Annotated in this window: 10 protein-coding genes and 6 pseudogenes; 14 read left to right on the forward strand and 2 right to left on the reverse strand. The window is 59.6% G+C overall.

Annotated features, from left to right (window positions below):
- Window positions 1-174: 174 nt before the first annotated feature.
- Window positions 175-668, reverse strand: a pseudogene (locus QA643_RS25295) (helix-turn-helix domain-containing protein); the annotation flags it as partial.
- Between the two features lie 118 nt (window positions 669-786).
- Here QA643_RS25295 and QA643_RS25300 point away from each other — a divergent pair.
- From QA643_RS25300 to QA643_RS25320, 5 genes and pseudogenes are all read left to right on the forward strand, one after another.
- The gene (locus QA643_RS25300) at window positions 787-996 is read left to right on the forward strand and encodes a hypothetical protein (protein WP_283028572.1); all 210 of its coding nucleotides are present in this window, start codon (window positions 787-789) and stop codon (window positions 994-996) included.
- Window positions 997-1,027: 31 nt separating this feature from the next.
- Window positions 1,028-1,213 (forward strand): hypothetical protein, encoded by a 186-nt coding sequence (locus QA643_RS25305; RefSeq protein ID WP_283028573.1) that lies wholly within the window; start codon window positions 1,028-1,030, stop codon window positions 1,211-1,213.
- A 181-nt stretch (window positions 1,214-1,394) separates the two neighbouring features.
- Complete coding sequence (locus tag QA643_RS25310) at window positions 1,395-1,673, forward strand: hypothetical protein (RefSeq protein ID WP_283028574.1); 279 nt, start codon at window positions 1,395-1,397, stop codon at window positions 1,671-1,673.
- Window positions 1,657-1,953, forward strand: coding sequence for a glutaredoxin 3 (gene grxC, locus QA643_RS25315; protein ID WP_283028575.1), 297 nt, complete (start codon window positions 1,657-1,659; stop codon window positions 1,951-1,953). Before QA643_RS25310 ends, grxC begins: the two co-directional genes overlap by 17 nt.
- A 985-nt stretch (window positions 1,954-2,938) precedes the next feature.
- A pseudogene (locus tag QA643_RS25320) lies at window positions 2,939-3,094 on the forward strand (hypothetical protein); the annotation flags it as partial.
- 114 nt (window positions 3,095-3,208) lie between these two features.
- Here QA643_RS25320 and QA643_RS38730 read toward each other — a convergent pair.
- Window positions 3,209-3,463 (reverse strand): hypothetical protein, encoded by a 255-nt coding sequence (locus QA643_RS38730; RefSeq protein ID WP_349253307.1) that lies wholly within the window; start codon window positions 3,461-3,463, stop codon window positions 3,209-3,211.
- A gap of 316 nt (window positions 3,464-3,779) precedes the next feature.
- Here QA643_RS38730 and QA643_RS25330 point away from each other — a divergent pair.
- From QA643_RS25330 to tnpB, 9 genes and pseudogenes are all read left to right on the forward strand, one after another.
- Window positions 3,780-4,728: pseudogene (locus tag QA643_RS25330) on the forward strand (nodulation protein NodZ); the annotation flags it as partial.
- A gap of 759 nt (window positions 4,729-5,487) precedes the next feature.
- Window positions 5,488-6,323 (forward strand): annotated as a pseudogene (locus QA643_RS25335) (SDR family oxidoreductase).
- A 203-nt stretch (window positions 6,324-6,526) separates the two neighbouring features.
- Window positions 6,527-8,377, forward strand: a complete 1,851-nt coding sequence (nifA, locus tag QA643_RS25340; RefSeq protein WP_283028577.1) for a nif-specific transcriptional activator NifA — start codon at window positions 6,527-6,529, stop codon at window positions 8,375-8,377.
- Window positions 8,378-9,245: 868 nt separating this feature from the next.
- Window positions 9,246-9,963, forward strand: a pseudogene (locus QA643_RS25345) (electron transfer flavoprotein subunit beta/FixA family protein); the annotation flags it as partial.
- A gap of 342 nt (window positions 9,964-10,305) precedes the next feature.
- Entirely contained in the window at window positions 10,306-11,163 is an 858-nt protein-coding gene (locus QA643_RS25350) for an AAA family ATPase (protein WP_283028578.1), read from the forward strand.
- A gap of 415 nt (window positions 11,164-11,578) precedes the next feature.
- Window positions 11,579-12,047 (forward strand): annotated as a pseudogene (locus QA643_RS25355) (electron transfer flavoprotein subunit beta/FixA family protein); the annotation flags it as partial.
- Between the two features lie 345 nt (window positions 12,048-12,392).
- Window positions 12,393-12,737 (forward strand): hypothetical protein, encoded by a 345-nt coding sequence (locus QA643_RS25360; protein WP_283028579.1) that lies wholly within the window; start codon window positions 12,393-12,395, stop codon window positions 12,735-12,737.
- Window positions 12,738-12,989: 252 nt separating this feature from the next.
- Complete coding sequence (locus QA643_RS25365) at window positions 12,990-13,268, forward strand: transposase (protein ID WP_283034926.1); 279 nt, start codon at window positions 12,990-12,992, stop codon at window positions 13,266-13,268.
- 32 nt (window positions 13,269-13,300) lie between these two features.
- Complete coding sequence (gene tnpB, locus QA643_RS25370) at window positions 13,301-13,609, forward strand: IS66 family insertion sequence element accessory protein TnpB (protein ID WP_283028580.1); 309 nt, start codon at window positions 13,301-13,303, stop codon at window positions 13,607-13,609.
- The last annotated feature ends 49 nt before the right edge of the window (window positions 13,610-13,658 follow it).

The following is a 13,658-nucleotide window of genomic DNA, read 5'->3' on the forward strand; positions in this document are numbered from 1 at the left end:
GTGCGCTGCAGCGCTCACCAGAAACTGTGACCAACTGAGCCAGTTTGTACTCGACGATGCTTCTCACAAACAAATCGACCTCTCCGTCCGGACCGTTGATACGGTCTCCTTCGAGCTCGGCTCTCCTTCAGCTCGCCTTGCGACGCAAAGCTCGCACGTATAGCAGAGCATCGTTCAAGTCACACGAGCTCCTTTGGCGCGCTCAGGCCACCGTCCTTTCAGAAAACGCTTGATCTCGATCTTGCATTTCCGCAGGGCGTAGCCAATCTGACGCGGCGTCACTCCAAGCAGCCGCGCCGCCTTTGCCTGCACCCAGCCGGACCTCTCCATGGCCGCGATAACACGCTCGCGATCGACCATATTCGCACCGCTGACGAGAGGTGTGCCGGCAGGCGCTAGTGGCGCCTGCTCGCTGCCTAAGGGGGAACCGTAACTGCGCCGGACGGACCAGCCTGGATTGTGGCCGGCCTTGCGGGCGCAGCGACAATTGGGCCTGGGTGCAGCGGCTTCTCATCCGAAGCGCTCTTCCACAGAATCGCGGAAAGGCACTGGCCGTGGCAACACGCGAACTCGTCTCTGACAATCGATGGTCCAGCGGCGAGCGTCGCTGTCCGCTGCACGCAATTTTCGAGCTCGCGAACATTGCCGGGAAAACCGCAGTTCATTAGGGTCAGAACTCATTAATTTCTCTGCAGAGAGAATACGATCCTGATTCGTTTTGGAAGGGATTGGGATCGTGCGTAAGAATTTATTTTGGTTGAGCGACGAACAGTGGGAGCGCATCGCATGGCTGTCCCCCGTTTCCACTCACAACGAAGTGCAGAGAGCAAAGTGAGGCTGCTCCAGCGAGCTGGCCGCACGAGCGCCTTGGCGGCCGGCGATGATCAGGCCGGGTTCGTCAACAAGAACTGGATTGGTGAGTCCAAGAGCACGATCGGCTATGCGGTTGATCTGATCCTGGAGTGCGTGTGGCTGTTGCGCTGGTTCGGCGTGTAGCGAGAGCGGCCAGTGCTCACAATTCTTGCCGATGTCGCGCATCGATTTTGCACCCAAACATCTGCGCGGCTATTGCCGCTCCGGTCGGGGTTCCGACGTTGCGGAGCGTGGACAGTTATTCAGCAAATTCCCACGCGCAATCGTCGTGGAGCTCAAGCGCGACGAGGACATGCGGCGGCTGACCGTCATCACGAAGACCGAACGCGGCGTCTGTTGATGCGCGGTGATGTAGAGTTTTCAACACCGCTCTGCGGTGCTGTAGGGTTTTCAACACCGCTCTGCTGAGCTGTGCGCGCACGCTACTTCCAAACGCGCCCATTTTGCCCCTGACAGGCAGTGGCATGGCGGTTGCTAAGCTTGGCCCAACACCGTCAACATGAAGGACATGGAAAGCAGTTATGACCGCTCGAATGGATGAACTTGTCCAGACCTGGTGCCGCTCTGATGTCACTCATCAGCCCCGGGGCACGGTCCAAGAACCGCGCCTCACCTCGCGGCTCGCCGCCTGCGCTGCTGCAACGACGCGCGGCAACTTCCTCGGCAGAGATGCCTCCGGTCCCGCTGCAGAGGGCGAGGCGATTTTCAAGGACCCGAGAAATCTGACGACGGCGATCGCGTCGATTCTCAGCGAACCCGAGCAAGATCACAACCGAGCGTGCCATGACCGCTGCAATTGAAATCTACACCCGCCCGGGCTGCGGTTACTGCAGCGCGGCCAAGTCGCTGCTGACCCGCAAGAAGGCGGCCTTCACCGAATTCAACATTGCCAGCGATGCGGCCTATCGCGACGAGATGTACAAGCGGGCTGGCGCAGGTTCGACCTTTCCGCAGATCTTCATCGGCAACACCCATGTCGGCGGTTGCGACGAACTCTATGCGCTCGACCGCGAGGGCAAGCTCGATGATCTCTTAGCGAAGGGTCGGCCGCCGATTCACGGTCGCCGAAAGGTGAGGTAGTTACCGCTAGCACACGACAAAGACCGTATTGCGAATAAGGAGCTATCACCGCCGAGGGTAAGTCCGTTCACGATTCCAAACAGCTCCCACCCGCCTAATTCCCGCTTACAACGAAGTGCAGAGGACCAAAGTGACGCTGATCCAGCAATTGACCGCGGCAAGACTCCACCTATCCCAGCTCGTCGTAATCGTTGGTATTGGCTTGAGCTCGTCGTGCCATGCCCAACCGGCATCTGCAAAACAAGAGATTTGTCTGCGTAATCTTACGAAGGAAAAAGCCCCGATTATGGGCCTCGAGATTATGAGCCCGGACGAGTATAAGAAGCGGGCCGTTCTGTCCGAAACCATCTCCCCTGGCCAGGTTGGTTGCATTGATCTGAGGGGAGTTACGCCGACAGAGGGAACACGTTATCGAGTCTGGTTTTTGCCGCACGACGGCGGGCCGGACGTGCCTTGCAGCCCGGACCGGCCGCCCATTTCATCTCGCAACGAGTCGTCCATTGTCTACAATGGCTCGGGTACAAGGCCGAATTTCAAATGCGAATTGCAGCGATAGGCGGTCCTCCCGATCATGACGGTTACACAATCCGAAGACGGCCGGATGGTTTAGAAAATGGAAAAAGAGGCCCTTGCAGGCCCCGAAATGAATAGCGACGATCAAAGCAAATGCCCGCGGCGCGCAGCTCTGGGAAAAGGCGCAGCTCGGGCGTGAACTGGGTGGTTCGCGAGTGCTCTTTCCACCACCGGGTCCGTAGACATCGCGATACACGACGCATCACCCGGCAGGTTTCCCTCCAACCACACTGCATCCTTCGGGGAGCAGCAGTCCGACGATGATGGGAGAGAAATCGACCGGCATTGAATTGCGCCAGCGGATTGTGTTTGCCCGCCGCTGGTCGGGCTCTGGGGGCCGGTCGCTCCCGGCTTCACCGGTCAATCAAACGCAGTCGCACTCTCGGGTTTAACAGTGGGGGTCGCTTACTTCATGGCTCTTGCTCCTGTTGGCTTCGCTCGTCATAGTGGCCTCCCTGCGGTGCTGGTCCAGGACGGACGCGTGCTCGCGGCCGTCGAAGAGGAACGGCTCAATCGGATCAAACACTCCAACAGGTTCCCAAGCCGTTCGATACGATGCTGCATTGCAGCCGCAGGGGTTCAGCTCAGCGATATCGATCGTGTCGCGTTCTGCTTGTGGCGAACCGTTCCTCGTCAAAAAAAAACGCGCGGCGAGGCTGCAGAATGGGCCGCGCTCGCGGTCTCATTGCTGCCTTACGTGTCCCTTCATTACGCCCGCGCTTACACCGCCGACGATCGCCAGGAGACCGTATCGGAGATCCGACGCGGCCCCTCCGGCCGCGGCGGCATGCGTATTTCCCATGACGTGTTCGATCTCTTGATGCGGATCGAAGGCGAAGCCGTGCTCGGCGATCTCCTTGAGACGATGACGATCGATCAGGTGAGGCGGGAAGCTCCTCGTCAAGGAACTCAGGGGACTGTGGCAGGCGCGGCTCATTCGGCTACATTCCTAACAGACAGCTCGCGCGCAGTAAGAGCGCGATCAAATGCCGGACCAAGTGGAGGCTGCATGAACATGGCCGTGGCGATTGCTCGATATTCAGGAACGGCGGGGTGGCTGGCGCGAGCATATCGGTTCACAGCACTGTCGGCTCGAGCCGAGAGCCTGCCGGCCCAGCGGCAGCTCGGCAGTGCTGCTACGAGCAGCCTCCCGGCCCGATTGGCTCACATCACGTTGGCCGATGATAGCAAGGCCAGCTCTCGGATCTCAGCAAGCCCCCTATCCGTGTGGCATCCCGAACAAGGCAGCGCAAATGCGTGTTGGTGGCGCGATGACCGATCGGTTCGTTGTTTCGCGGCGACGTACCGGTTTCGGAGATTGTCTATGGTCGCTCGCCGCAGCTTGGAGCTATGCGCAGCGGACCGGCCGGACGTTCGTGATGGATTGGCGTGGCTCCTGTTATCTGAAGGAGCCCTTCACCGACGCCTTTCCCATCTTTTTCGAGCCAATTGACGAGATCGCGGGTGTCCGCATCACCTGCGATGATAGCATCAATCAGTTCTCCTTCCCCGGACCATTCTTCCGACAGTGGTGGAATAAACCGTCGATCGAATGCGTGTACCGCCCAGATGAGCATATCTTCCGGGGACGTGACGAGCTGGGTCAGCTGTTCGGAACCCAACGGGAAGTGCCACACCGTGGTGTGTGATGCTTGCTTGATGTGGGGGTGCGAGGAGGCGGCCGAACGGCAGATATTTCGCAGCATCACACCGAGACCAGAGATCCGAACACGGATTGATGCGATCTATCGTGAGCACTTGAACGGATACAGCGTCATCGGCATTGATGTGCGGCACGGCAACGGCGAAGACATCATGGGCACGCGCCCTACTGGCCGATCCGGAGCTCGCCCTGCGGCAGGTATGCACCGCCATTGAAGCGGCCATGGCGCTGCCGCATCCACGGCCGGTAAGGGTGTTCTTGTGTACAGACAGCGCGCTGGTGCTCGAGCAGCTGTCGGCTGTGTTCCCCGCCAAAACATTTCCAGGCGCACCAGGCCGGCCCATATATAGTGCAGAACTCGGGCTCGATGGCGCTTGTTCCGCTCTCATTGAGATGTATCTCCTCGGCCGATGCGACACCGTGATTCGCTTTCCGCCGAGTAGTGCCTTCACGCGCTTTGCCCGGCTATTCTCCCACGCACGATTGAATTTGATCTGAACGATCCAAGCCGTTTGATCTTGATCGAGGACGGCTCCCAGGATCTGCCGGCGTTTTTGAACGCGTGCGGCGCAGACCCTCAACAGTCGAACACAACCCGAAGAGGCTGGCGTGCAAACGGGGAGAACTCGGTTTGAGCTGACTGGAAACACCATCTTTGTTGTCGGCCATCGCGGCATCGTAGGCGGTGCGCTGGTACGCAGACAGGGGCCCGTTCCGAGCTCCCGGCATGCTTGGCAACGACTTGGGATTCCTTGGGGCCATCGCTTAAGCTTTCTGGTGATGCCATCATTCAGCGGGCGTGGTACCGAGCAAGCGGCGCACAGATGAATTGTCGCGCCACTTCGCGAACGAACCTCACGTAGCACGCGGATCACGTCTGGTTACCACTTCAGCCTCGACGGAGTGCTGAAGACATCGCGGCGTATCGGATCGTGATCACTGACGCGCTGAGCGGCTAAACAGCAAACGGTCTGCCGCCTAGCGACCCCCCGCGGATCGATTAAGAGAGCTCGCCCGCGGTTTGATCGGGGGGCAATTGAGCTGACCGACATCGCCAAAGCGCATAACAGCATTTCTCGGGCGCGGTGCGCGTGAGGATGCCTTGCAGAGCTCGAAATCGCTTGGTCTGGCGCCGCGCGAGCTGTTGTTCGAAAGCCGACCTATCTGATGTTCGAAACTCACCAACGTGTTTGCGAACGCGACATTCCGCAGCAAAACGGCGCGCGTTTTTGCGCATCTTACTGGCCCAAATCCTGCACCACCCTGCGGGACGAGGGCAACCTAGTGAGAGGCGCGTTTTGAGTCTTGATCTGACAAGCGAAGATGCGGTTACCGGTCCAGCCGAACCGACCGGGGCGCGCTGTCGATTTCAAGCCGATCCAGGCGAACCTGGCAGCGAGAGCGGAGGACGTTGGTACTGACAGGGCCGTCGCGCGGCACCGGTCATGCGACCGGAAAGCTGTTCTCGGAAACAGGCTGGCGCATCATTTCCTGCGCGCGCCAGCCGTTCGATGGCGGGAGATGCCCGTGGAAGTCAGGAACCGATGATCATGTCCAGGTCGACCTCAGCAACTATCGCTCGCTGCCGCGCGCCATCGCCGAGATCAAAGAGCGCCACGCAGGCGAACCAGTGCACGCGTTGATCCATAATGCCGGTATTTCACCGAAAGCGCCGAACGGCACACGAATAACGTCGTTGACGACGTGGATCGAAACCTGGATGAGCGTTTTCCACCTCGATCTAATGGCGCCAATCCTGCTCGCGCAAGGCCTGTTTCAGGAGTTAAAAGCCGCGTCGGGATCGATTGTCAACGTCACTTCAATCGCAGGTTCGCGAGTGCACCCGTTTGCCGGCAGCGCTTATGCGACATCGAAAGCTGCGCTCGCGTGTTTAACCCGCGAAATGGCGCACGACTACGCGCCGCATGGAATTCGCGTCAATGCGATCGCGCCCGGCGAGATCAAGACGGACATTTTATCGCCTGATACGGAAGAGCGACTTGTGCCCAAAATCCCGTTGCGCCGCGTAGGCACGCCGGAAGAGGTCGCAAAAGTCATCTACTTCTTATGTTCGGATGCGGCGAGTTATGTCACCGGCACCGAGGTGCCAATCAATGGTGGCCAACACCTGTGATCGATCGCCGCCCGGTGGACAAATCGGAGCTGATTTGAGCTACCTCAATGGAAGCGCGTTCGCGGCGAAACCGTATGCGCGACGGTCCCGTGAGGAGAAAAAAGCAGATTGACGGACATTAATTTGCTGTCGTGATTATTGTCATGCCATGAAGATGCGTTATCTCTTCCCATCATCCTCTGAAATGGGGCGCGAGATCGAGCATGCCAGTGCAGCACAATACTCGTAACTTCGAACAAGGTGACAGGGTCGATGGTCATACCAACGGAGACGTCCTAACGCTGGATATCAATACGGCACGAACGCCGAATTTGAGGTCCCAAACTGAGGTCACAGCTGTCGCCTCGCAAGAGAACGCGCGCGCCGGCATATTCGACCGGTCGAAGGTACTCGCCGGTCCCTGCCGCATCGAAGTCACGCTGGCCAATGTCGTTGAGATTGTGAAACCGTTTGTGCCGGCACGGCGCTACACCATCTTGCTTTTCGGCAATGATGGCGGACCGGATCTCACCGTGGGCGCAGGCTTGAGCGATGGGTCCGATGAGCGCTACCGGAAGCGTCTGCCGCAGAAGGCAATCGATCAGATCGTGGCGACAGAAAGGGAGCTCGTCGCGGAGAACGTCAGGGCGCATTCGGCCTTCAGTGCCATAGACCTGGACGCGCTCGGGGCGCCCGACAACATTCCCCTGTCGTTCATCGGCGTTCCTATTCGCATCGAGGCGAAAGTCGCAGGTACGCTGACCATCGACCGCTTCCTGGACGACAAGTCGAGGGTCCGGCTCGACTCCGACGCCCGGCTGCTTACCGTGATCGCCCACCTGGTGGGTCAGACGGTCAAGCTGCATCGCTTGTTCGCGTCCGACCGCGAGCGACTTATGGCGGAGAAAGACCGGCTGCAAAAGCAGTCGTCCGAGCTCAAGCAGTCATCCGAGTTCAAGCCGCCGGCTGGGAAATGTAAGAAAGGGCATGCCAAGGGTATCGTTGGCGACAGTCCGGCGCTGCGCGCGCTGCTCGAGAAGGCCGCAGTGGTAGCCAAATCGAGTAGCACGGTTCTGATACGCGGCGAATCCGGTACCGGGAAAGAGCTGGTCGCCCAGGCCATTCACGAGCAGTCTGCCCGCGCCAAGCGGCCATTCATAAAGCTCAATTGCGCGGCGCTACCTGAGACGGTACTGGAATCCGAATTGTTCGGCCATGACAAGGGTGCCTTTACCGGCGCGGTCAATTCGCGCAAGGGCCGCTTTGAGCTCGCCGACACGGGCACGCTGTTTCTGGACGAAATTGGTGAGATCTCGGCGTCGTTCCAGGCAAAGCTGCTACGCGTGCTGCAGGAGCAGGAATTCGAGCGGGTCGGCAGCAATCAGACCATCAAGGTCGATGTGCGCGTCATCGCCGCCACGAACAAGAACCTGGAAGACGCGGTGACAAGGAATGAGTTCCGGGCCGACCTGTATTATCGCATCAGTGTGGTTCCGTTGGTCCTGCCGCCGTTGCGAGAAAGGCGCACCGATATTCCGCTCCTCGCTGCTGAGTTTCTGAGAAGGTTCAACAGCGAGAACGGCCGTGCACTCAGCTTCGATGCAAGTGCGACTGCACTACTGATGAGGTGCGGTTTTCCTGGCAATGTCCGGGAGCTCGAAAATTGCGTGCAGCGGAGCGCGACGCTCGCCCCGGGACCATTGATCGTCAGAGACGACTTTGCCTGCTCCCAGGACCAGTGCCTTTCTGCCAAACTGTGGAAGAGAGCATCGGACGAGATGGCGCAGCACCCGCGGCCGCCGACACCAGTGCCGGAAAACGTTCCCGCACTCCCCGATGAGCCTGCTCCGCCGCCTGCAGGTGCAGTGTCTCGTGCCGACGGTGAGCAGGCTCCGCTAGCGCCCGCCGACACACGTCTCGTACGCGGTGCGAATATGATTGATCGCGAAAGCCTTATCGCCGCCATGCAAAGAGCCGGCTGGGTACAGGCAAAGGCGGCGCGCCTACTCAAGGTGACGCCGCGGCAGGTTGGCTACGCCCTGGGGAAATACGGTGTCGAGATCAAGAAGTTTTGAACGGGCCATCGGGTTGTTGGCGTGTAGGGCGCCGCCATCATCGCGTGCTGAAACGAATAGCCGGCACAAATCAAGTCTGCGTAGGTTAGCGCCGACGGGCCAGGCGACGAATCCAGATACGGCTTGCGCGTGGTCGGCCAGTCGAGTCTCGACCTTGATCTGATGCGAATCCGATCAGCGAGTCGGTCAAGGTGGCACCCAAGGTCGAGTCTATGGACGTGGCCCTCGTGTCATAGGCAGCGGTAGCTGCGGCGCGCGCCGGCTGCGCAAGTAACGCCTTCCAGGCAGCCCGCTGTGACGGAGCTTGAATGACAGTTTTCAGATCACCGGATGTATTTCGGCGAACTTGGCCGATTCATATCGAGGGCGCTTCGCTGCTCGAAGTGGCGTAAATCCCCGGAAAACTGACCGGCAGCCCCTTTCTTGCCTCTGAGCGAGCCAAAGAATCCGCGTGTGATCTGATACGGCCGGGAGATGCGCACGAGCTTTGCGTCTGCTCGCGTGACTCAGGGGGAGCTGCCCTCGAAAAGAGGTTCTCCCATTGCGGACGGACACGTCGGTTTGCGCCTGCTATGCGAAGGCATCGTCAAGGTGGCTCAGGCGGTTACCAGCACCCCCTACGGGAGTGCTGGGATCCACCTTTGCATTGAAGAGTCACATCGTGGTTCAGGATCGCGGCCCTTGTGATGCAGATGAACGATCTATCACTTTGCGTCCCCGGCGCTGTCGCCTTCGCGAACGCTGGGAGTCTTGGCGCTGGCGGCACGTAACAGCATCATGAGACTGCACAGATCTTTCTCCCATTTTCCGGATTTCTGTAGGACTCTTGCTGTGTTCTCGGCGATCTTCGCAACGTCTGGTGAGGCACATGCACAACATCGTCTGCATCAAGCAGGTCCCTGACTCCGCGCAGATTCGGTTGCACCCAGTGACCAATACAATCATGCGTCAGGGAGTGCCTACCATCATCAACCCCTACGATCTGTTCGCGCTGGAAGCCGCCTTCGAACTGCGAGATAAGCTCGGCGGCGAGATCACCGTTCTTACAATGGGACCGCCGTCGTCCGAGGATTCCTTACGCAAAGCGCTGACCTTCGGCGCCGATCGCGCCGTGCTGCTCACCGACCGCTGCTTCGCGGGTGCGGACACGTTGGCGACGACTTACGCGCTGGCAACCGCGCTTCGCAAAATCGGCCAGGAATACGGCCCGCTGGATCTCATTTTCACCGGCAAGCAGACCATCGACGGCGACACCGCGCAGGTTGGGCCCGGGATCGCGAAGCGGCTTGGTGTGGCGCAGTTCACATACGTGGCCAAGATCAAGGCCCTCGATCTCACCTCGCGCACGATTGAAGCGGAGCGGCGCTCTCGAAGGCAGCGCCCAGGTGCTGCGCACGAAGCTGCCGTGTCTCATCACCATGCTGGAGGGCACCAAGCAGATCCGCCGCGGCGCCATGGCAGATGCCTTGCGTGCAACTCGGGCACCGATCGTGAAATGGAGCGCACTTGAGGCCGGTGTCGAAGACATCACGAAATGCGGTCTCAACGGTTCCCCGACGGTCGTCAAGCGTGTCTTCGCGCCATCTTGCCGGACACCGCTGTCGAGCGGCATTGAAATCCGGAGTGCGTGTCACGCGTAGCTTGCCGTGTGTTGTTTCGAACAGGTCGAATGGAGGAGCTCTCCGCACACGCTCCGATGTCAGCTTTGCAACAACAGTGAGTCACGCTGGGTGAGCGCTCTATCCAACTGCAAATGCGTGCATTTTTGCGTCGGGGCCGGGGCTGGTACTCTTATTGCAAAACGGTTGGCCGAGAGCCGTAAACCGCAACACGGAACAAGGATATCAGCATGAGTCTCGTCACGGCCCAGAGCACCGGAGAAATCGAAGCGGGGAAAGTACATGGCTGAGTGCTACAAGGACGAGTGCATGAACAAAGAGGACGAGTGCATGAATAAGGAGAATGACACGCTATGGGCGCGGCGGGGCAGTAACTTCTTTCCAGTCTCTGCCGTCACCAACAAATTACCAGCAGGTGCTTATCGCTGCTACGAAAATGACTGCAGCGCTTTTCTCGAACAGGTGCCGATTAAGACTGATAAACTGTTGGACTTACCGGACCCCACTATCGAGAGGCTTTCAGCCGAGCACAAGAAGTTCTGGACCCTGGGCGAGCAGTACGCCGAGCGCGGGTTCACGTACAAGCGCGGCATTCTCATGCACGGGATACCCGGTACTGGCAAGACCTGCGCAATCGGGCGAATGATAGAGGATGTCGTACGAAATCATAATGGCGTGGTCGTCCTTGTCGATGACCCGGAACTGGCTAGCGAGTGCCTCCGTCTGCTGCGTCGCATTGAGCCCGAGCGGCCCGTGATCACCGTTATGGAGGATCTGGACGAGCTTGTGGCAAAACACCGCGCTGAGGGCTTCCTTGCGTTACTCGATGGCAACGCTGAGATTGGGAAGGTGCTGCATGTCGCGACCACCAACAAGCTATACCGTCTGGACGGGCGCTTTGTCCATCGCCCTGCTCGCTTTGACACCATCATAGAGGTTGGTCCGTTAGCCGCCCAGGGCCGCCGCGCCTATTTCAAAGCCAAGGAGCCGTCGCTTGATGATGCCACGCTCGACCGCTGGGTTCATCAAACCGAAGGCTACACCATAGCCCATCTGCGCGAAGTGATCATCGCCATCAATTTCTTTGGCCAGGACGAGCGCGCGGTTTTCGAACGGTTAGACAGCATGCGTGAGGGAGCGGAGACAAACAAGATGCCCTACTCGTAAGCTATGGCGGCCCTGATCTCGTCTTAGGACCCGAATAGCTCAACCGGAAGGTGGTGGCTCGGCACGCGTAATCACGCTTCTCACTCGGGGCCGACGGACAATGGCACCTGCCCGCCTGAGGCGCGAAGTACGCTACACTCCATGATCCTGACGAACTTCTCGCGGGGCGCTGTCCACACCCCGCGAGAGGTTTTTGTCGGGTCGCCGCTGGCGCTGCGGGGTCGCATGCATTTCGTGGTGCCCGCTACGACTCGCGCCAAAAGCGCGGGCGCGTTGATCAAAACAGGAACGTTCAAGCCTCGAAGACCCGGCGGGGTGGCGATGCTGTGTAGAGGCCTCACAGCCTGACGGTGCCGCCACCTCGAAATGATCGCAGCCAATGAGCGGATTGTGGAAGTAGACTCCTCCAGCATCGCTGCTCACCGACCGCTGCTTGGCGGGTGCGGACACGTTGGCGACGACTTACGCGCTGGCAACCGCGCTTCGCAAAATCGGCCAGGAATACGGCCCGCTGGATCTCATTTTCACCGGCAAGCAGACCATCGACGGCGACACCGCGCAGGTTGGGCCCGGGATCGCGAAGCGGCTTGGTGTGGCGCAGTTCACATACGTGGCCAAGATCAAGGCCCTCGATCTCACCTCGCGCACGATTGAAGCGGAGCGGCGCTCTCGAAGGCAGCGCCCAGGTGCTGCGCACGAAGCTGCCGTGTCTCATCACCATGCTGGAGGGCACCAAGCAGATCCGCCGCGGCGCCATGGCAGATGCCTTGCGTGCAACTCGGGCACCGATCGTGAAATGGAGCGCACTTGAGGCCGGTGTCGAAGACATCACGAAATGCGGTCTCAACGGTTCCCCGACGGTCGTCAAGCGTGTCTTCGCGCCATCTTGCCGGACACCGCTGTCGAGCGGCATTGAAATCCGGAGTGCGTGTCACGCGTAGCTTGCCGTGTGTTGTTTCGAACAGGTCGAATGGAGGGGCTCTCCGCACACGCTCCGATGTCAGCTTTGCAACAACAGTGAGTCACGCTGGGTGAGCGCTCTATCCAACTGCAAATGCGTGCATTTTTGCGTCGGGGCCGGGGCTGGTACTCTTATTGCAAAACGGTTGGCCGAGAGCCGTAAACCGCAACACGGAACAAGGATATCAGCATGAGTCTCGTCACGGCCCAGAGCACCGGAGAAATCGAAGCGAGGAAAGTACATGGCTGAGTGCTACAAGGACGAGTGCATGAACAAAGAGGACGAGTGCATGAATAAAGAGAATGACACGCTATGGGCGCGGCGGGGCAGTAACTTCTTTCCAGTCTCTGCCGTCACCAACAAATTACCAGCAGGTGCTTATCGCTGCTACGAAAATGACTGCAGCGCTTTTCTCGAACAGGTGCCGACTAAGACTGATAAACTGTTGGACTTACCGGACCCCACTGTCGAGAGGCTTTCAGCCGAGCACAAGAAGTTCTGGACCCTGGGCGAGAAGTACGCCGAGCGCGAATTCTTGCACAAGCGCGGCATGCTCTGGCACGGGATACCCGGTACTGGCAAGACCTGCGCAATCGGGCGAATGATAGGCTGAGTTGGGCACAATTGGGCGACCGCCCCTGGTTCGAGCTTCCGTTCGCTCGAAACTTGCATCCGACGGTGTGATGAGGCGCTCTTCGCGAATGTCATCTGGGGAGCCCGGTGCGGGAAATCTGCACGCCGGATTCTGCTCGGATGTCGTACGAGATCATAACGGCGTGGTCGTCATTGTCGATGACCCGGAACTGTGCTTCCGGTCAGTCCAGGGCGGAGCCATCGCACCTGGTCGCGGGAGGCGAAGGAGCGGATTGTCGGGGAAACGTTCGCGCCGGGAGCGAACGTGTCGGCGATCGCGCGGGCTCACGGGCTTGATCCGTCGCAGGTGTTTGCCTGGCGGCGCAAGGCGCTGGCCTCGGGAATTGTTGCGCCGCTTTCCGAGCGAGCCCGACCGATCAAGTTCGCGCGTTTTGAAGCGGTGGCGGGCGAGACGATGGAAATTGTGGTTGGCGATGTCGCGGTGCGCATCGGCAGCGATGTGGAGCCTAAGCGGCTTGCTGCGGTAATCCGGGCGGGTCGGCAGGCATGATCCCGCCAGGTGTTCAGGTTTACGTGGCCAGCATGCCGGTTGACTTCCGTAAGGGAGCGACCGGCTTGATGGCGCTGGTGCGAGATGGCGGAGCCGACCCATTCAGCGGCGCGCTGTACGTGTTCCGTTCGAAAAGAGCGGACCGGATCAAGGCGGTTTGGTGGGAGGGCAGCGGGATCTGCCCGTTTGCCAAGACTCTCGAGGAGACAAAGTTCTGCTGGCCGAAGATTGCGCCCACCCGGGTGCGGCTGAACCATGCACAGTTGCTCGCGCTGATCGACGTGCTGGACTGGACGAAGGTGCGTCCGGTGGTTGTGAAGCGCCCGCAATCGGTGGGTTGATAAGTTGTGGCGAATTGAGTCAGGGCACTGAAAGGGTTGGAAGATTGGC

Source organism: Bradyrhizobium sp. CB3481 (assembly GCF_029714305.1).
GTDB lineage: Bacteria > Pseudomonadota > Alphaproteobacteria > Rhizobiales > Xanthobacteraceae > Bradyrhizobium.

Excerpts from the sequence above, each read along its gene's own strand:
- QA643_RS25300 (WP_283028572.1), top strand. The coding sequence starts at position 787 with ATGGCTGTCCCCCGTTTCCACTCACAACGAAGTGCAGAGAGCAAAGTG.
- QA643_RS25305 (WP_283028573.1), top strand. The coding sequence starts at position 1,028 with ATGTCGCGCATCGATTTTGCACCCAAACATCTGCGCGGCTATTGCCGC.
- QA643_RS25310 (WP_283028574.1), top strand. The coding sequence starts at position 1,395 with ATGACCGCTCGAATGGATGAACTTGTCCAGACCTGGTGCCGCTCTGAT.
- grxC (WP_283028575.1), top strand. The coding sequence starts at position 1,657 with ATGACCGCTGCAATTGAAATCTACACCCGCCCGGGCTGCGGTTACTGC.
- QA643_RS38730 (WP_349253307.1), bottom strand. The coding sequence starts at position 3,463 with ATGAGCCGCGCCTGCCACAGTCCCCTGAGTTCCTTGACGAGGAGCTTC.
- nifA (WP_283028577.1), top strand. The coding sequence starts at position 6,527 with ATGCCAGTGCAGCACAATACTCGTAACTTCGAACAAGGTGACAGGGTC.
- QA643_RS25350 (WP_283028578.1), top strand. The coding sequence starts at position 10,306 with ATGAACAAAGAGGACGAGTGCATGAATAAGGAGAATGACACGCTATGG.
- QA643_RS25360 (WP_283028579.1), top strand. The coding sequence starts at position 12,393 with ATGAACAAAGAGGACGAGTGCATGAATAAAGAGAATGACACGCTATGG.
- tnpB (WP_283028580.1), top strand. The coding sequence starts at position 13,301 with ATGCCGGTTGACTTCCGTAAGGGAGCGACCGGCTTGATGGCGCTGGTG.